15 protein-coding genes are annotated in these 18792 nt (G+C 37.2%); 11 read left to right on the top strand and 4 right to left on the bottom strand.

Translation table 11 applies throughout. From position 1 onward, the window contains the following. The first annotated feature begins 44 nt into the window (after window positions 1-44). From BMSHG_RS16665 to BMSHG_RS16640, 6 genes are all read left to right on the top strand, one after another. Window positions 45-2468, top strand: a complete 2424-nt coding sequence (locus BMSHG_RS16665) for a glycogen/starch/alpha-glucan phosphorylase (protein ID WP_019155597.1) — start codon at window positions 45-47, stop codon at window positions 2466-2468. A gap of 60 nt (window positions 2469-2528) precedes the next feature. Then, window positions 2529-4376, top strand: a complete 1848-nt coding sequence (locus BMSHG_RS26430; RefSeq protein ID WP_019155596.1) for a glycoside hydrolase family 13 protein — start codon at window positions 2529-2531, stop codon at window positions 4374-4376. Window positions 4377-4561: 185 nt separating this feature from the next. Then, complete coding sequence (locus tag BMSHG_RS16655; RefSeq protein WP_019155595.1) at window positions 4562-5587, top strand: fatty acid desaturase; 1026 nt, start codon at window positions 4562-4564, stop codon at window positions 5585-5587. 102 nt (window positions 5588-5689) lie between these two features. Beyond that, window positions 5690-6823, top strand: a complete 1134-nt coding sequence (locus tag BMSHG_RS16650) for a sensor histidine kinase (protein WP_019155594.1) — start codon at window positions 5690-5692, stop codon at window positions 6821-6823. Then, window positions 6820-7419, top strand: a complete 600-nt coding sequence (locus tag BMSHG_RS16645; RefSeq protein WP_019155593.1) for a response regulator transcription factor — start codon at window positions 6820-6822, stop codon at window positions 7417-7419. Before BMSHG_RS16650 ends, BMSHG_RS16645 begins: the two co-directional genes overlap by 4 nt. Window positions 7420-7495: 76 nt before the next feature. Next, a complete protein-coding gene (locus tag BMSHG_RS16640) occupies window positions 7496-7744 on the top strand; it encodes a hypothetical protein (protein ID WP_019155592.1) in 249 nt (82 codons plus the stop codon). A 521-nt stretch (window positions 7745-8265) separates the two neighbouring features. Here BMSHG_RS16640 and BMSHG_RS26425 read toward each other — a convergent pair. Beyond that, the gene (locus tag BMSHG_RS26425) at window positions 8266-9729 is read right to left on the bottom strand and encodes a sensor domain-containing diguanylate cyclase (RefSeq protein ID WP_161601791.1); all 1464 of its coding nucleotides are present in this window, start codon (window positions 9727-9729) and stop codon (window positions 8266-8268) included. A 256-nt stretch (window positions 9730-9985) separates the two neighbouring features. Between BMSHG_RS26425 and BMSHG_RS16630 the strand changes: the two genes are divergently transcribed. The 4 genes from BMSHG_RS16630 to BMSHG_RS16615 all read left to right on the top strand — a co-directional run bounded on the left by BMSHG_RS16630 (window position 9986) and on the right by BMSHG_RS16615 (window position 14460). Next, entirely contained in the window at window positions 9986-11134 is a 1149-nt protein-coding gene (locus tag BMSHG_RS16630; RefSeq protein WP_019155590.1) for a thiolase family protein, read from the top strand. A 27-nt stretch (window positions 11135-11161) separates the two neighbouring features. Continuing rightward, on the top strand, window positions 11162-11932 hold the full coding sequence (locus tag BMSHG_RS16625) for a 3-hydroxyacyl-CoA dehydrogenase (RefSeq protein ID WP_019155589.1): 771 nt from the start codon (window positions 11162-11164) through the stop codon (window positions 11930-11932). 232 nt (window positions 11933-12164) lie between these two features. Then, on the top strand, window positions 12165-13535 hold the full coding sequence (locus BMSHG_RS16620; RefSeq protein ID WP_019155588.1) for an aldehyde dehydrogenase: 1371 nt from the start codon (window positions 12165-12167) through the stop codon (window positions 13533-13535). Window positions 13536-13602: 67 nt separating this feature from the next. Continuing rightward, window positions 13603-14460, top strand: a complete 858-nt coding sequence (locus tag BMSHG_RS16615) for a hydroxymethylglutaryl-CoA lyase (protein WP_019155587.1) — start codon at window positions 13603-13605, stop codon at window positions 14458-14460. Here the strand turns inward: BMSHG_RS16615 and BMSHG_RS27170 are convergent. Both BMSHG_RS27170 and BMSHG_RS16605 read right to left on the bottom strand, forming a co-directional pair. Next, window positions 14450-14896, bottom strand: coding sequence for a CBO0543 family protein (locus tag BMSHG_RS27170; RefSeq protein ID WP_051030942.1), 447 nt, complete (start codon window positions 14894-14896; stop codon window positions 14450-14452). The two genes, BMSHG_RS16615 and BMSHG_RS27170, sit on opposite strands and share 11 nt — an antisense overlap. After that, a complete protein-coding gene (locus tag BMSHG_RS16605; protein WP_019155585.1) occupies window positions 14823-15962 on the bottom strand; it encodes a DUF2515 domain-containing protein in 1140 nt (379 codons plus the stop codon). The genes BMSHG_RS27170 and BMSHG_RS16605 overlap by 74 nt, the downstream gene beginning before the upstream one ends. A 65-nt stretch (window positions 15963-16027) precedes the next feature. Here BMSHG_RS16605 and shc point away from each other — a divergent pair, with 65 nt between their 5' ends. Next, window positions 16028-17944 (top strand): squalene--hopene cyclase, encoded by a 1917-nt coding sequence (gene shc, locus BMSHG_RS16600; RefSeq protein WP_019155584.1) that lies wholly within the window; start codon window positions 16028-16030, stop codon window positions 17942-17944. Window positions 17945-17977: 33 nt separating this feature from the next. Here the strand turns inward: shc and BMSHG_RS16595 are convergent, their stop codons facing one another. Further along, window positions 17978-18721 (bottom strand): hypothetical protein, encoded by a 744-nt coding sequence (locus tag BMSHG_RS16595; protein ID WP_019155583.1) that lies wholly within the window; start codon window positions 18719-18721, stop codon window positions 17978-17980. Between the last annotated feature and the right edge of the window lie 71 nt (window positions 18722-18792).

Genomic DNA, 18792 nt, shown 5'->3' with positions numbered 1-18792 from the left:
CAATGCCAAAAATTATAAAACACGTTTTGACAGGAGGTATCTCCATGGAAAACAACATCACAAAAGAAGAATTAAGTACGATTATTCGTAGTAAACTATCGAGGCATTATGGAATATCAACAACAGAAGCTGATCGTGCTCAAATGTATAAAAGCTGTGCTCGAACGGTTCTTGAGTTGTTATCAGAAAAACGTACGAAGTTTAATCAAAAAATCAAAGAGAACGAATCAAAGAAAATCTATTATCTTTGCATGGAATTTCTTGTCGGTCGCTCTCTTAAAAACAATTTATATAATCTAGGGATTGAAGAGATGTTCCGTGAAGTTTTAGAAGAGTGGAATTTTGAACTAGAAGACCTTTATCAAGAAGAACCGGATCCAGGATTAGGAAATGGCGGGCTTGGCAGGCTAGCTTCCTGTTTTATGGACTCTTTAGCCACACTAGAATATCCAGCAATGGGCTATTCAATTTGTTATGAGTACGGCCTTTTTAAACAGAAAATCGTCGATGGTTGGCAAATGGAGCTCCCAGATATTTGGTTACCTGGGGGCCATGTTTGGTTGAATCAACGAAATGATCTCGTTTGTCATGTACGCTTTAACGGGCATGTAGAAGAAAATTGGACCGATGAAGGATTAGAGGTTAAGCATCTTAATTACGACGAAATCGAAGCTGTCCCCTATGATTTGATGATTTCAGGTGCTGATTCAGAAGGCGTAGCTATATTAAGATTATGGCGTGCACGAGATTTAAATAATTTTGATATGGGGTCATTTGCTAGTGGTGATTACGATCGGGCAATGACAGAAAAAATGAATGCAGAACTGATTTGTAAAGTGTTATATCCTTCAGATAATCACTTTGAAGGCAAATCATTACGATTAAAACAACAGTATTTTCTTGTCTCAGCGACGATTCAAGATATTATCTCAGAGCATTTACAACAATATGAATCATTAGACAACTTTAGCGCCAAAGTAGCGATTCATGTAAATGATACACATCCTGCTCTTTGTATCCCTGAATTGATGCGTATTCTTCTCGATGAGTATCAATACAGTTGGCCAAAAGCTTATCAAATCGTAAAGCAAACCGTTAGCTATACAAATCATACTGTCTTGTCAGAAGCACTGGAAAAATGGCCAGAAGATTTAATAAAAGGACAATTACCAAGAATCTATGGAATTATTAAAGGATTGAATGAAAGCTATTGTCAAGAATTATGGAAACGGTATCCGGGAGATTGGGATAAAATTGAGCGGATGGCGATTATTAGTCATGGACAAATTAGGATGGCAAATTTATGTGTCATTGGTTCATCTCGCGTCAATGGAGTATCAAAGCTTCATTCCGATATTTTAAAGAAACAAGTCTTTTCTGATTATTATCAAGTCGAAGCAAAAAAATTCACCAGTGTTACAAATGGAATTGCGCATCGGAGATGGCTTTGTCAGTCTAATCCGCTATTAGGAAAGCTTTTGGACGAATGCATTGGAACCAGGTATAAAAAAGATGCAAGACAACTTGGGAAGTTTCGTGTTTTTTATGAAGATAACAGCGTTCTTGAACAATTACAATCCATTAAATTAGCGAATAAAATTCGTTTTGCTAATCGAATGCATAAATATGGAGTGACTATGGATCCTGAATCTATTTTCGTTGTTCAGGCAAAGAGACTACATGAATACAAACGACAGTTGCTCAATGCATTGAGAATTATATCAATCTATTTAGACTTAAAAGAAAATCCTAATTTAAATATACCACCGCAGACTTTTTTGTTTGCAGCGAAGGCAGCGCCAGGCTACTATACGGCCAAAGAAGTGATACGTCTAATTTGGCATTTAAGTGCCCATATTGAAAAGGATGCTACGATACGGGAAAAAATTCGTGTGGTTTTTTTAGAAAATTATGATGTTACGATGGCAGAAAGCTTATTGCCTGCAGCTGAGGTTAGTGAACAAATTTCCTTGGCAGGTAAAGAAGCGAGCGGGACAGGGAATATGAAAATGATGATTAATGGAGCGTTAACCATTGGGACAATGGATGGGGCTAACGTAGAGATCCATGAAGCAGTTGGAAAAGAAAATATGTTTATTTTTGGTATGAATGCAGAAGAAGTGGAAAGAAAATGGAAGGAAGGCTATGCGGCATCCTCTTATTATCATAATAATGAAAAGATCCATAAAGTGGTCAATTCCTTGCGACAAGGATTTAACGGAGAATCATTTGAATCCATTTACCGATATTTATTGGTAGGAGATTACGGGATCGGGGATCCCTATATGTGTCTCGCTGACTTTCAGGACTATCTAGGCGTTTATCAACAATTGTTAGATGAGTATAATGATCCTATTAAATGGAATCAAATGTCATTGATGAATATTGCTGGTGCTGAGCGTTTTGCCGCAGACAGGAGCATACAAGAATATACGAAGCAAATATGGAACATTCCTACTCTCATATGACTTGTTACAATTTGAGCGTAAGTTCGGAATGTACAGCAAAAGAAATAAGGAGCTGTCACTGTGTTAGAGCAAATCTGTTCACGATTTAAGGAAGGGAACTTTCGTCATCCATCTGGTGCCGTATCAACTGAATCGTCGATAGAATTTGAGATTGAAATTCCTCGTACTTATTATATAAAAAGTGTTTGCCTCGTCTTGATTAATGATGAAACCAATCATTATCAATATTTAAAAATGAATTGGGATGGAATTAAGGGAGGCAAAGATGTTTATACCACAACGATAAACGTCGAGCGGCAGGGGCTTAACTGGTATTACTTTCAATTGGAAAGCGTTTCAAACACTTTTTATATTGGAAAAAAAGGGCTAAGCATTTTGGATTCAAACGAGGAACCACCTTCTTGGCAGTTAACGGTATATGATCATTCCTTCAAGACACCTGATTGGATTAAGGGGGGGCTAATTTATCATATTTTCGTGGATCGTTTTGCTCGAATAGGGGTTCCGCCGACAAAAGAAAATATTGTATGGCGAGATGACTGGGGCGGCATCCCTGTTTATCTTCCAAATGAAGAAGGAGAAATAGTTAATAATGATTTCTTCGGAGGGAACTTAAAAGGGATCTTGAATAAATTAGATTATCTTAAAGAATTAGGTGTCACATGTATATATTTAAGTCCAATTTTTGAGGCATTCTCTAATCATAAGTATGACACTGGTGATTTTACAAAAATTGATTCGACGTTTGGTACAATAGAGGAGTTTCGCAAACTTTGTCAGGAAAGTAAAAAACGAGGAATTCGAATCCTTCTCGATGGAGTTTTTAATCACACCGGATCTAATAGTGTTTATTTTAATAAAAATGGGTCATATGATAGTATTGGTGCTTATCAGTCGAAAGAATCCCCTTTTTACTCGTGGTATACCTTCTTAGATTATCCAGATTTATATGAGAGTTGGTGGGGGATCAAAACATTGCCAGCTGTAAATGAAAATGAACCTACCTTTTTAGATTTTATTACAGGAAGTGAAGGGATAGCGAGGAAATGGTTGAAGGAGGGGGCATCTGGATGGAGGCTGGATGTCCTAGATGAATTACCAGACCGTTTCATTGACTCCTTTCGTAATGCAGTAAAGAGCTATAATAGTGATACACTCTTAATCGGTGAGGTTTGGGAAGATGCTTCCTATAAAATGTCCTATGGGCAAAGACGGCGCTATCTGTTAGGACAACAAATGGATAGCATTATGAATTATCCATTCATGAATGCGATCATTCGATTTGTAAGATATGGGGATGCCGAAAATTTACATGAAGTCGTCACATCGATTTTGCAAAATTATCCACTTTGCGTCGTACATTGTTTAATGAATATGCTTGGTACACATGATACGAAACGGATTCTAACCGCTTTAGGTGGCAAAGAATTAGATGAAACGACAAGAGAAGTGCAGGCTAATACGATCATGTCAGATGAGGAAAAACAGAAGGCGATCAAACTGTTAAAAATGGCGAGTTTAATTCAAATGACTTTACCAGGTGTACCATGTATTTATTACGGTGATGAAGTAGGGATGGAAGGCTATGAAGATCCGTTTAATCGTCGCTGCTTTCCATGGGGAAAAGAGAGTACAGAGTTACTTAAATGGTATCAAAATTTAGGAGCACTCAGAAAAGAATGGGATGTTTTTAAAGAAGGAAGCTATGAAACCATATTTGCAAATGAACAAGTATTTATTTTTCAAAGAAAAAATGATGTTGAAAAAGTAATCGTAGGGGTAAATCGTTCGAAAAATCCATTTCCTCTCGAATTAGGAAGTCTGTATTGTGATCTAGTAAAGGGAACATACGTTGAAGAAAGTTTTGTCTTGCCCCCTGATGGTCATTGTATTCTAGGGTGTAAATAAAATATATCGTCCTTCGGTCATTTGAACGAAGGATTTTTTTGGTTAAAACACAAAAAAAGTAAAAAAAATATCTTATATATGACATTTATCATGTATTGAACATGACAACTATGTCTACCATAATTTATAGCCTTTGTTATGATTAACATAGTATAAAAAAACAGATGACGAAGGGATGCAAGTGCATGATTAAAGAAAAGCAAAGAAGTCTTCGAAAACAAATGGCTCCGTTTGAAAAATCCACTACAAAAAATAGTATCCTCCAGATAGGAAACACGATGATTCCATTCTTTTTATTATGGATACTCGCTTATCAAGCTTTGACGATCTCCTATGTGTTAACGTTTATTTTGTCTGTTATTGCAGCTGGATTTTTAGTGAGAGTGTTCATCATTTTTCATGATTGCTGCCATTACTCATTTTTTAGAAATCGAAAAGCCAATGATATTTTGGGAACGATCACTGGCATTTTAACATTATTCCCATATCGTCAGTGGCAACATAATCATTCTGTTCATCATGCTACTAGCTCGAATCTAGATAAACGTGGTACAGGTGATATTTGGATGCTCACAGTAGACGAATATTTACAAGCAGATAAGTGGACAAAAATTAAATATCGATTATATCGCAATCCATTTGTCATGTTTGTGTTAGGTCCAATTTACGTATTTTTAATCGAAAATCGTTTTAATCGAAAAGGTGCTCGTAAAAAAGAACGTATAAACACATATGTATCAAATGTAGCGATTGTTGGATTAACGGCTTTACTTTGTATAACACTTGGCTGGCAGTCATTCCTTTTCATTCAAGGAACGATTTTCATGATTTCAGGTGCTGCAGGAATATGGTTGTTTTATGTTCAGCATACATTTGAAGATTCATACTTTGAGGAAGATGATAGCTGGGAGTATGTACGGGCGGCCGTTGAAGGGAGCTCATTTTATAAGCTTCCAAAAGCACTGCAATGGTTTACAGGTAATATTGGTTACCACCATGTTCACCATTTAAGTCCACGGATTCCGAATTACAAACTTGAACAAGCACATGAACATACTCCACCGTTACAAAATGTACCAACCGTGACATTATCAACTAGTATTGAATCGATCAAATTTCATCTTTGGGACGAAAATGAAAAGAAGTTTGTCGGGTTTAGGGAATTGAAAGCAAAGAAGGCAAGTAAAGCAAAAATTACGCCTGAAGTGTAATCGTAATTAGTCGTTCTAACCTAGAGCGACTATTTTCTTTTTGAGAGTTTCCTAATTGTGATAAAATTTGAGGAAAGTCATAAAATTTCGAGGACTCATATTATGTTCAATAAACAAATGCTCAAGCAAAAATTTTCAGGAATATCTCCTTATATTTGGACAATTATTAGCATATTGCCATTTTATTTTATTTTTCAATCGTCTTCTACAATGGAAATTATCATCGGACTACTTTTAACGGCTACTTTCTTTATTACTTACCGTTTTGCTTTCTTATCAAAAAAATGGCCTGTGTATGTGTGGACGATCATTTTAATTAGCATCTCGATGACAATGACGATTCTATTTGATTTTATTTATTTCGCATTTTATATAGCTTATTATAATGGGAATATTCGAAATCGAGTCGCCTTTTTAACTTTATATGTCATTCATTTAGTCGTTACAACGGCAGCTATTAACTATAATTTAGTGATGCAAAAGAGTCTTTTTATCGAACAACTCCCATTTGTCATCATTATATGGATAAGCGTTATTCTACTCCCTTTTAATCTCTATAATAAAAAGAAGCAAGGAAAGTTAGAAGAACAACTTGAGTATGCAAATAAAAGGATCGCTGAGCTTGTTAAGCAAGAGGAACGGCAACGTATCGCCCGCGACCTTCATGATACACTTGGCCAAAGACTTTCTTTAATTGGATTAAAGTCTGATTTAGCAAGAAAACTTGTCTATAAAGACCCGGAACAGGCCAGAAGTGAATTAAAAGATATTCAACAAACTTCACGTCAAGCGTTAAATGAAGTTCGTAAAATGGTTTCCTCTATGAGAGGAATTCGCTTAAAGGATGAGTTAGTTGAAGTAAGTAAATTATTGGAAGCAGCTGAAATTGACCTTACAGTTGTACAAAAGGAATCATTAACAAACATCTCACTGTTTTTAGAAAATATATTAAGCATGTGTTTAAAAGAAATCGTTACAAATGTGGTGAAGCACAGTCAAGCGACTTCTTGTAAAATAACGATCTCTCAATCGATCAATGATATTCGCATTGAAGTTATCGATAATGGCATTGGGATACAAGAACAAATGAATGATAATAAGGGAAGCGGTTTACTAGGGATAAGAGAACGACTTGAATTTGTAAATGGCAGCTTAGAAATATTAACAAGAAATGGGACTGTGATTGTGATGACGGTTCCAAATATTAAAAATATAAGGGAGGGAATTAGAGGATGATCAGGATTGTGATTGCAGAGGATCAACGAATGCTTCTAGGAGCATTAGGCTCCTTACTTAGTCTTGAAGATGATATGGAAATTGTCGGGAAAGCTTCAAATGGGGAAGAGGCAATTAAATTAGTTCGTCAATTAAAGCCGGACATATGTTTAATGGATATTGAAATGCCAGAAAAAACGGGATTAGAAGCGGCCGAAGAAATGAAGGGCTTTGATTGCAACGTCATGATTCTCACCACCTTTGCTCGCACTGGCTATTTTCAACGTGCGCTAAAGGCTGGTGTTAAAGGATATTTGCTTAAAGATAGTCCGAGTGAAGAGTTAGCAAAATCGATTCGAGATGTGAATTCTGGAAGAAGGGTATACGCTCCGGAATTGATGGATGATATGTACGCAGGAGATAATCCACTTACTGATCGGGAGTTAGAGGTTCTTGAACTTGTGGCAGATGGGCGGAACACAAAAGAAATTGCCGAAGAACTGAGCATTAAAACAGGTACAGTACGTAATTATATTTCAACGATACTAGATAAATTAGACGTAAAAAACAGAATCGAAGCCATTACTCATTTTAAAGAAAAAGGTTGGTTTAAATAACAGTTCATAACAGCTTTGGAAAATGTATGAAACGACTTTATTTAAGGGCATACTACTCAAAAAAGGAGTAGTTTGAATGTCAATAGAGGTTGGTGCAAAGTTTCAAATTTCAAAAGATATTAAGGGATATTATAATTCAGCAAGATCGTTAACGATTACGAATTTAAGTGGCGGTACCGTTCAGTTTACGTTAGCCGAAGGAAAGGGCCATGGCTCTATGCCTCTCCAACATTTGCAGTATTTAGTGAAAAGAACTGAACTAACTCAAGTCGCTAGTAAACGTCAATATCTTCACGATGAACAATCGGAAGAGGAAATTAGTTAAAGAGAAAAAGGAAGAAGCTGGGACATAACTAGCTTCAGATCATGAGAAAGGTGAATCCTGAGGGTACTCAAATCACCTTTCTCTATTTTTGTATGAACGCAAGACCCATTTCGTTTTTTCCACGTTCAAAAAAATCGAGTGAAACGCAAATTAGCCTTCAAGAATCCCACTCGATTTCCGCTTTGTCTAAAATTCTACTATAAGACCCTAGTTTGCTCCAACTCTCTCACCCCTTAAGCGGAATTTTTCCTGTTATCTCCCCAATGGAGTCCCTTTTAGAGGAAATAACGGAAGATTTTCCGCTTATAGAAGGCAAAATCGTTTATTTTAGCATTTTTACAGGGAATAGCAGGAATTATTCCTGTTATTTCGGCTCTTTTTCATGATGGTTGCTCATTAAGCGGAATTTTTCCTGTTATTTTTTCATACCGATAATCCAACTGTTTATACGAACAATTTATCCGCTCCAAACTGGAATCAACAAGTCGTTACCACCGACTTGTTGATTCCAGCCTCTCTCTTTACACTAAACGTTTCAACAATTGCTTTTCTCGATACATTTCCTGATCTGCTTGTTCAATCATTTCTTGCAGTGTCATGTCTTGATTCGGATCATATGAAATTAAGCCATGGCTAACGGAAATTTGATACGGTTTTGGGGTAGTTTCAGATAAAAGGACTACGATCCTCTCCCACAACTGATGAACTTCATGAACTTCCTTTTCAGTGAACACGATGATGAATTCATCACCGCCATAGCGGAAAAAGAGATCTTGTTCCTCGATCTGTTCTTGGATAATTTGACAAACGGTCTTAATTAAATTATCTCCTTCAGCATGTCCATACTTATCATTGACTATTTTCAAATTATTAACATCAATAAAACAGAGGATAAAAGATTCCCCTGATGTTTTACTATTAACCAGAAGCTCATTAAGATATTGAAGCCCACTTCGACGATTACGAATACCCGTTAGAGGATCAATTGTGGCATGAAGCATAAGCTCGGCTTCGATTTCTTTTAAGCTCGTTACATCTGTAACACCTGCAAGAATACATTGTTCTCCTCCATATTCAACTAACTCATAATTTAATTGGACCCATTTATATTCTCCATTTGCGGTTTTTTGTTCGAGCACGAGATTTTTTACAAAACCATAATTCTTTAGTTGTTCTATCATGTCTACCCGCTGTTTTTCGTTCTTATAAAATTCTCCTGCACGTACTTTGTCGAGTTCATCCTCATTTTTCCCGTAAAATCGAAGGGCTCGTTGGTTAATCTTCACTATTTTCCCATCATTGATCTTCGTTAAGACAAGTGGGTAAGGGTTAATTTCAAAAAGTTTGGCAAAATTCTCTTGATGAAAGTACTCTTTCTTTTTATTTGAGTAGAAAATGATGCCAATAAATAAAGCGATGATGACAGTTGCAGTTGAATTAATTTGCTTCGTTACTAAATCTGCAGAATCATGAACAGTGTAGAGTAAACCGATATAAAGAATAAGATGGGCAATAAGAAAGGCAGGAATGAGAAAAATTGGACTTAGATGAAATAAAACAGCTACTCCTATTACAATTGTGATATAGGCATCTATGTTTCCTGAAAAGTTTTGACTGTTTATAGAGCCTGCTGCACCGAGCAACAAGTACATGGAAATATATGAAACAATTAAGATCGTCGCCTTTTTAGAGTTTATAAATGTCGCGCTCTTTTTTATATTCGGGTAGATACATAAATAAATGATTGAAATGAATAAGCTTAAGAGATGAATAACAATGAGAATGTATCGGAATAAAGTATTTTCAACACTGTTCAACATGACAAAGTCAGCGTATAGATAAAAAAGATACAGTATCGTAAGAATGATGGATACAATGTTTAATCTTTTTAATAGCTGTACATTATTCTCATGGATAAACTCTTGTGGAGTTTCTTTCGTTTGTTTAGATATGAAACGTTTAAATTTGTCTATTAAATTTTTCAATATTCTCAATCCTTTTCTCAATGTCTCTAGGTATTTTAGCATATAGATGAGGGAAAAAAATCCTTTTTTTCTGAATAGCTTATAAAAATTATTCAATCAACCTCTTTGATTAATTTACAGAAAATTTTAAATTAAACATGATATAATTGGTTTGTTAAGAGCAAAAATAGGTTGGTGGATTTATTTGTAAGCGTTAACAAATTATTAGGATAATAAAGTAGTTTCATAACATAGGATATTTTAAGGAGGTTTCTATATGAGAGAAGTCGTGATTGTGGAAGCTGTAAGAACACCTGTTGGAAAAAGAAACGGATTATTGAAGAATGAAAGACCTGATGAATTGGCGGCAAAGGTGTTAAAGGAATTGGTGATTCGTGCAGGCATTTCAGCGGAAATGGTAGAGGACGTTATTTTAGGATGTGTATCTCAAGTAGAAGAACAAGGAGTAAATATCGCTCGTTCGGCTGCATTAATGGCAGATTTTCCTATTGAAGTACCAGGGACTACGATTGATCGGCAATGTGGCTCAGGTCAACAAGCCGTTCATTTTGCAGCGCAAGCTATTTTAAGTGGAGATATGGATATTGTAATTGCTGGTGGAGTGGAAAGTATGTCAAGAGTACCGATGAATTCAACGAGGAAAACAACTGACTGGAGTAAAGCTCTTACTTCCCGTTATGAAATGATTAATCAAGGACTTTCTGCAGAGCGCATTGTTGAGCAATGGGGATTAAAGAGAAATGAGCTCGATAAATTTGCTTTTGAGAGTCATCAACGAGCATTACATGCCCAAGACAAAGGCTATTTTAATCGAGAAATCATGCCAATAGAGATTACTCTTGATGATGGAACGAAACAGATGATGACTCAAGATGAAGGGCCAAGACGAGAAACATCTCTTGAGAAACTGGCAACATTGAAGCCAGTATTTATTGAAGATGGTAAAATTCATGCTGGAAATTCAAGTCAAATGAGCGATGGGGCTGCAGCACTTTTATTAATGTCTAAAGAAAAAGCAGAGGAACTCGGCCTTAAACCAAGATTTAAAATAATTGCTCGTACAGTCGTCGGTTCTGACCCAACATTAATGCTGACGGGACCGATAGAAGCAACAAAGGATGTACTGAAAAAAGCAGGACTTTCAATAGATGCTATTGATACGTATGAAGTAAACGAGGCATTTGCCCCCGTACCGCTTGTTTGGTTAACAGAAATAGGGGCGGATTCTAAAAAGTTAAATCCGAATGGTGGAGCGATTGCATTAGGACATCCGCTTGGAGCAAGTGGGGCTCGACTCATGATTACAATGATGCATGAACTAGAGAGAACAAATGGTAAATATGGCCTGCAAGCAGTATGCGAGGGAGGGGGCATGGCGAACGCTACCATTATTGAAAAATGCTAGATTATGATTAATAAAGGAGATGAGTAGATGAAACTACATAATATCGTAGCCTTAGTCACAGGTGGTGCGTCTGGCTTAGGCGAAGCAACGGTAACACGAATTGTCGAGCATGGAGGCTATGTGGCGATTTTGGATGTAGCAGAGGAAAAAGGGATGGCATTAGTAGAGAAGCTTGGTTCTGAACGTACTCTTTATATCGAGACGGATGTAACAAGTGAAGAACAAGTATTACATGCCATTCGTAAAACGATTGAGAAGTTTGGAGCTCTTCATGCAGTGATCAATTGTGCAGGGATTGGTATTGCTAAAAAAGTACTAGGGCGTGAAGAACCTCATGATTTATCAACCTTCTCGAAAGTGATTCAAGTGAACTTGATCGGAACATTCAATGTCATTCGTTTAGCTGCAGAAAAAATGATTGCGAATACGCCAAACGAAGAAGGAGAACGAGGTGTTATAATTAGCACCGCTTCAGTAGCTGCTTTTGAAGGTCAAATTGGTCAGGCTGCTTACAGTGCTTCGAAGGGCGGAGTTGTTGGGATGACTTTGCCGATTGCAAGAGAGTTAGCTAAATATGGAATACGAAACGTCAGCATCGCACCAGGCCTGATTGATACTCCTATGTTTGAATCACTTCCTACTTCAGCAAAAGAGGCGCTTGGGGCTATGGTTCCTTTCCCTAAGAGATTAGGCTATCCTGCTGAATATGCAATGTTAGCAACAAGCATCATTGAAAATCCAATGCTCAATGGAGATACGATTCGACTTGATGGAGCTATCAGAATGCAACCAAAATAAAGAATGAAAGACAATAAAGAACGGTTATGTAGTCGTCTTTATTGTCTTTTTCAATTTTATGAGAGGAAATGAGATAGAAATTTTCGCATCAACGCTCGATTATTGGTACTATCATTTTATAGGTTTTTTTCTGTACGATTAATGGTTTTGGACTGGCCTAATGTCGACCATTCCGAATAATACGATACCTTAGTAGCACAGATGGAAAAGTCTGTTTTAGGAGAATGAAGGAATGTTTAATTACGCTGATCTATTATTAAAGCAAAGAGCTTATTTTCAAACAGGTGAGACGAAAGATTTAGCCTTTCGCATTGAAGCTTTACAAAAGTTAGGCAACGCAATTCGCGAAGGGGAACAGCAGCTCATACAAAGTTTGAAGGATGATTTGAATAAGTCTGAATTTGATGCCTATTCTACTGAAATTGGCATTGTTCTTGAAGAAATACGCTTCACTTTAAAAAATCTCCGGCGCTGGGCAAAACCGCGAAAAGTGAAAACACCGTTCACTCACATTGGTTCAAAAAGCTATATTTACCCTGAACCGTATGGAGTAACCTTAATAATTGCCCCATGGAATTACCCGTTTCAACTGGCAATTGCTCCACTTATTGGTGCCATTGCGGCAGGGAATTGTGCGATTGTAAAACCATCAGAACTCACACCTAGAACATCAGAAGTTCTTGCTGAACTAATGAAGCGCCATTTTCCAAAAGAATACATTACAGTCGTCGAAGGTGGGGTTGAAACGAGTGAAGCCCTTTTGAATGAAAGACTTGATTACATCTTTTTTACCGGCAGTGTTGAAGTGGGAAAGATTATCATGAAAGCAGCATCGAAACATTTAACCCCAGTGACACTTGAATTAGGTGGAAAGAGCCCATGTATTGTTCATCAAGATGCAAATCTAAAGATTGCTGCGAAACGAATTGCTTGGGGAAAGTTTATGAACGCTGGTCAGACTTGCATTGCTCCTGATTACATATACGTACATAAAAGCATTAAGGAAGCGTTTTTAACTCATTTAAGAAATGCGTTGACAGAACTTTATGGTCTGGAACCTTTAAAAAATATGGAGTATACAAGAATTGTTAGCAAGCGCCATTTTAACAGGCTCGAATCATTTTTATCAGAAGGTTCCATTTTTCATGGTGGGGAAACGTCACTGGAACAATTATTGATTTCTCCAACTGTACTAACGGATATAACATGGGAGGACAAAGTAATGGACAATGAAATCTTTGGTCCAATCCTTCCAGTGCTTGAGTATGAACAGCTACCAGAAGTAGTAACAGAAATCGTTAACCATCCAAAGCCGTTAGCGTTGTATTTATTTACAGAAAGCAATACCGTGCAAGAGAAGATTCTCGCTCATGTTTCATTTGGTGGTGGTTGCATTAATGACACAGTGTACCATATTTCAAGTCCTTATCTACCATTTGGTGGAGTAGGAAATAGCGGAACTGGAGCCTACCATGGTAAGGAAAGTTTTGATACCTTTTCACATAAAAAAAGCATTTTAAAGCAAACGACCTTATTTGATATTCCTCTACGCTATCCTAATGTTAAAAATGGTCTAAAGTATATAAAAATGGTTTTTAAATAGTAAGCAAAAGATTAGGCGCATACATTGTAGTAATTGAACTTTTCCTATAATGAAGGAGGTTTGTGCAATGTATGTGCCTAAAGAAGTGGAAATTATCGAAGTCGGTCCTCGCGATGGTTTACAAAATGAGCCGAAACCGATTGCAATGGTTGATAAAAAAACATTAATTAAAAGATTGGCAGAATGCGGTTTTGCAAGAATTGAAACGGCATCCTTTGTCCACCCTAAATGGGTTCCACAAATGGCAAACGCTGAGGAAATTGCTCACTATTGTCAGGAATTAGGACTGACCTATCTGGCACTTACACCTAATTTGAAAGCACTTGAACGGGCGATTTCTGTTGGGGTTCCACAAGTTGCTGTTTTTATTGGGGCCAGTGAGACATTTAATCGAAAGAATATTAATCGATCCATTGCTGATTCGTTAGTAGAGTGTAAGCAGTTAATTAAATTGGCAAAAAAGAAAGGAATATTTATCCGCGGATATGTTTCCATGTCTTTTTCCTGCCCTTATGAGGGGGATGTTTCGTTTGAACAAGTACGTTACATTTGTGAATCATTGATTCACTACGGAGTAGATGAAATGGACATGGGCGATACGAATGGTCAGGCCAATCCCAAAATAGTCTATGAGCGTTTTATGAGATTGCGAGAGTTCTTTCCAGAAATGACGTTTGTCGCACATTTTCATGACACAGAAAGAATGGCATTAGCGAATGTAATTGCAGCGTTACAAGCAGGAATCACAAAATTTGATAGCTCTATTGCTGGACTCGGTGGTTGTCCTTATTCTCCTGGGGCGACAGGGAATATTGCGACAGAAGATTTGGTCTTGATGCTAGAGAAAATGGGCTGTAAGACAAATGTAAATGTCGAGTTACTGAAGCAGATAATTCCTTATGCTAAAGGATTATCTAGTCATTAATGGTTAATAAATGATAGAACAGGAGGATGAAACTTAAGTAAACACTGTATCCAAAAAAAGAGTAATAGTGTTGCCATGCAGCGTGATGAACAAAAAGGCCAAGGGACTCTGCAAATTTTTCAAATGCTGCCATTAGCGTACTTAATGTAAGGATAAACATCAACTTCATCCACTTTTGTAGCCTTAAGGAAAGGAGTATAAACACGATAATAAAAATGGGGAGGACAATGGTAGTAAATAATAGATTAATCGTAAAGATAGACGGAAAAGGTCGAAGCGGAAAGGAATATAACCCTTTTCCGACAAAGTAGAGATCTAAATAGGTTCCGATTAAGGTAGCTAAAAGGACAGTCGGTAATAGTCTATCCCAATAGTGATACGGCTTTTTTGGCGATGGCTGCGAGTTCAAGTCTTTCAAGGGTTTTACAGTAATCATTTTCGATCTCTCCATTTTCTTCATTTTTTGCTTCGTCGAGCAAATAGTAGATAACTTTCCAGCTTTTATACCAATCTCCTAATTCAGCAGTCTCATGAGCTTGATTATTCCACGCATTCGTTAAGGCTGGGCTATAGAAACGATACGCTCCAGGAATCAGTTGACAGCCTTTCAAACGTCTCTTTAGTTCGGTTCCTGGTACAACTTCTTCAATCGAATTAAAAATATGGGGCCAATAATCCTTTCTTGAGCCGGTATGTGGTGTCCTTTTAGCCCATTCTTGAATTTTTTCTAATCTCCTTTTATCATCGTATAAAATGTTATAGAGTCTTTTGCCGAGGAGGATACGCTCATGCAGACTTTGAAAATGATGAAGAGTTTCTCCGACTAATTGTATTTGTCCATTCTCTTCAAATGGAAATAAAATGTGGTTCATGGAGAGGATGTCCTGTAGCATAAACTCTAAAGAATCTAACACTTCCTTCTTATATGTTGGGTGACGAATGACTCGTTCTTCTAAATAGCTCTGTTCGTTTATGATTAATGCTGTCGTTAATAACGAGGGATCACGATGGGACCAAAAGTCATTCCAGATGGTTTCCATAAATTGAGAAACGTGAAATTGTGGTAATAAATGAAAAAGCTTTTCTCCTCTTTTTAAACTTTCCTCATATAAAAGAAATTGAGGATAGGCATCTTGAAAAATCAGCCAATTTCCTCTCTCTAAAAAGTTGAAGAAGCTGAGAGCTTCATTACTAGAAAGAAGTTTTGTGAGGAATCCACCTTTTAAATCGGTCATATTCCAACCGCCATTTCTGGATACCATATGACCTAAAAAAGCCCATTGGACTTCAGGACGTTTCAAAGAAAAATCAAGATAAGCTTTTGTTCTCGTTACATTATTTACATTCCATTCTTTTGTTTCTTCTTCTATTTTTTTTATGATGTTCCTCTCTTCTAAGGAAGGAGTATGTGGAGACTTTTTCTTGTTTGCTCGTAACCCTTTTTTAATTCGCCTCAAAGACTCAGGTAGAAAGGGAGACTCTTTTGTAAAAAGCTTGCCCAAGCTTTTCTCCTCCTTTGTTTTATGTAGTCATGATTTCTCGTGAATGTTCGGTTTAAGGAGGGAATATGAATATAGAAACAATTTCCTCTACTGGAGTGATAACATTGCAAGAAAATGTACAGGATGGAATCAAATTCTTAATTGATACTTTGAAAAGGGATCAGTCGGAATCAGGGTCATGGGAGTACCCTTTTGAAACAGGAATCTCAACTGATTGCTATATGATCATTTTATTAAGAACGTTAGAGATTGATGATGAAAACTTAATACAGGAACTGACGAAAAGAATTTTGAGTAAACAGGAAGAGAATGGAGCATGGAAGTTATTTTATGATCAAGGTGAAGGGAACGTAACGGCGACTGTAGAAGCATATTATGCGTTATTATATTCTGGATACCTTGAGAAAACAGATAAACGATTAAGAATAGCAAGAAGATATATCTTAGCGAATGGTGGTGCAAATAAGGCTCACTTGTTTACGAAAATTATGCTTGCGATTACTGGTCAATATAAATGGCCCGCTTTTTTCATCCCTTTAGAGTTCATGTTGTTTCCAGTCTCTTTTCCGATTAATTTCTATCAATTATCCGTGTTTGGACGCGCCAATTTGCTTCCCATTATGATTCTAGCAGACCATAAATTTTCGATGAAAACGAAAAATAGTCCAGATTTATCGGAGTTATTTTTGCGGGAAGAAGGAGGAAACGAAGAAGAAATGGAACAATGGCGTTCCTTCACCTCACTTATAACCGATGGAATTAAACAATTAGTAGGACTACCAAGTCAACTTAAGAAGAAGGCAAAAATGAAAGCAAAACAATATATGCTCTCCCATATTGAAAAGGATGGCACTTTTTATAACTATTTCAGTTCAACATTTCTCATGATCTTTGCTTTACATGCTTTACAAGATGATAGCCTGAAACCGTTGATTCAACGAGCTGTCAAAGGGCTTAAGTCAATGAGGACAATCGTAAAAGGGCACAGCCATATGCAATATACAACGGCATCCGTTTGGAATACTTCTTTAATCAGTTACGCCTTACAAGAAGCAGGGGTAACGCCAGAAGATAAGGTTATCGATAGAGCAAACCAATACTTACTAAAGAAACAGCATCATTTGTATGGAGATTGGGTCATCCATAATCCGAATGCATTTCCAGGAGGGTGGGGATTTTCCCATATTAATACGATTAATCCAGATGTCGATGATACAACAGCTTCTTTACGCGCCATCGCACGTTCTGTCACGACTAATACTCATGATCGTCAAGCATGGGAAAGAGGGATTCTTTGGGTACTATCAATGCAAAATGATGATGGGGGCTGGCCAGCATTTGAGAAAAATACAAATCGTTCATTTTTTAAAATGTTGCCAATTGAAAAAGCTGAATTTATCCTCACGGATCCCCCTTCACCAGATTTAACAGGGAGAACCTTGCAGTTTCTAGGAGAATACACCCATCTAACATACACCCATTCTATTGTTCAGGCAGGGATTCAATCACTTGAACGTAATCAAGAAATGGATGGTTCTTGGTACGGTAGATGGGGAATCTGTTATCTATACGGTACATGGGCAGCCATTACCGGTTTAATAGCTGTTGGTGTATCTCCTGCGAATTCGGCTGTTGCCAATGGACTTCTTTGGATTAAAAAAGTTCAAAATGAAGACGGTGGCTGGGGAGAGTCATGTAAAAGTGATAGTGAGAATAAGTTTGTGCCACTTACAAGCACGCTGACTCATACAGCATGGGCAGTTGATGCTCTCATCGCAGCGAATGAACGTCCATCGAAAGAAATCAAGAAGGGGATCACGTATTTACTAAATCACCTAAAACGTGATGACTGGACAACCGATTATCCGAAAGGACAGGGGATGGCTGGAGACTTCTATATTCACTATCATAGTTATCGTTATATTTATCCATTGCTTGCTTTAGCACATTATAAGCAAAAATATGAAGAAGCAGGTCGTTGAAACAAGGGAAATTGTCTCAGACGACCAGAAATATTATTCGCTTTTGACGATTTTAGATGGGTTATTTACCTTATATGGAGCAGGTTCGGGAACTAAGTATTCCTCTTCTACATCCTTTCCATTGGGAAGTTTTTTCTTCACAATTTTCCCATCAAACTCGAGCTTATCTCCTGGAGAGAGTGCAAATTTTTTCAATGTTTTGGAGTGGCTACACCATGCTAGTCCTATTTCTAATGGTGGTTCCTGTGCGATTACGACATCTTTTAGCACAATAACTTCATCATTTTCTTCATTAAAATGGTTCCAGCTATAAGCGAACTGTTGCACCTCTGCAGAGAAATGAACCTTCTCTAAAGGCAGTTCAATTTTTTTCGGTGCTGCCTTCTTTTCTTTTTTAGGTGCTTTTTCGCTTGTGGTAGTTGTCTTTTTCTCGATTTTTTGGCGGGCTTCTTTTTTCGGTTCAACCATCATTTTTTCTGAATCTGTGATGACTGTTTTTGTGAAGCTTGAGGCTTGCATTTCTTTTAAGTAAGCCGGATGGATGCAACTCAATTGACCATCGTCAAATTCAATCACAAGCGTGTTATATTCTTCGCCCTTGCCATATGCTTCATATCCCTTAATGGTAACTTTGCATTCATGGTTACCCGTTTTGTACCAAAACTCTTTTTTTACTTCTTTTGTTGCTGATAGTCCCCATTCCTTCACTTTTTCAGCATAATGTTCTTCGTCGCTAAAGGTTTGAAAGTCACCTTTTGGTGGTAATAAATTGCTCATGATTAACACATCCCTAATGAAATCTTCTACATCATTAGATTATCACAAATAAATGAGTTTTCTCCATTGAG

The organism is Robertmurraya massiliosenegalensis JC6 (assembly GCF_000311725.1).
Classification (GTDB): Bacteria; Bacillota; Bacilli; order Bacillales; family Cytobacillaceae; genus Robertmurraya; species Robertmurraya massiliosenegalensis.
The sequence above is the reverse complement of the archived record's forward strand: the minus strand, read 5'-3'. Positions and strand labels throughout refer to the sequence as shown.

Excerpts from the sequence above, each read along its gene's own strand:
- BMSHG_RS16615 (WP_019155587.1), top strand. The coding sequence starts at position 13,603 with ATGTATGTGCCTAAAGAAGTGGAAATTATCGAAGTCGGTCCTCGCGAT.
- BMSHG_RS16620 (WP_019155588.1), top strand. The coding sequence starts at position 12,165 with ATGTTTAATTACGCTGATCTATTATTAAAGCAAAGAGCTTATTTTCAA.
- BMSHG_RS16640 (WP_019155592.1), top strand. The coding sequence starts at position 7,496 with ATGTCAATAGAGGTTGGTGCAAAGTTTCAAATTTCAAAAGATATTAAG.
- BMSHG_RS16650 (WP_019155594.1), top strand. The coding sequence starts at position 5,690 with ATGTTCAATAAACAAATGCTCAAGCAAAAATTTTCAGGAATATCTCCT.
- BMSHG_RS16645 (WP_019155593.1), top strand. The coding sequence starts at position 6,820 with ATGATCAGGATTGTGATTGCAGAGGATCAACGAATGCTTCTAGGAGCA.
- shc (WP_019155584.1), top strand. The coding sequence starts at position 16,028 with ATGAATATAGAAACAATTTCCTCTACTGGAGTGATAACATTGCAAGAA.
- BMSHG_RS16630 (WP_019155590.1), top strand. The coding sequence starts at position 9,986 with ATGAGAGAAGTCGTGATTGTGGAAGCTGTAAGAACACCTGTTGGAAAA.
- BMSHG_RS16655 (WP_019155595.1), top strand. The coding sequence starts at position 4,562 with ATGATTAAAGAAAAGCAAAGAAGTCTTCGAAAACAAATGGCTCCGTTT.
- BMSHG_RS27170 (WP_051030942.1), bottom strand. The coding sequence starts at position 14,896 with ATGATTACTGTAAAACCCTTGAAAGACTTGAACTCGCAGCCATCGCCA.
- BMSHG_RS16625 (WP_019155589.1), top strand. The coding sequence starts at position 11,162 with ATGAAACTACATAATATCGTAGCCTTAGTCACAGGTGGTGCGTCTGGC.
- BMSHG_RS16595 (WP_019155583.1), bottom strand. The coding sequence starts at position 18,721 with ATGAGCAATTTATTACCACCAAAAGGTGACTTTCAAACCTTTAGCGAC.
- BMSHG_RS16665 (WP_019155597.1), top strand. The coding sequence starts at position 45 with ATGGAAAACAACATCACAAAAGAAGAATTAAGTACGATTATTCGTAGT.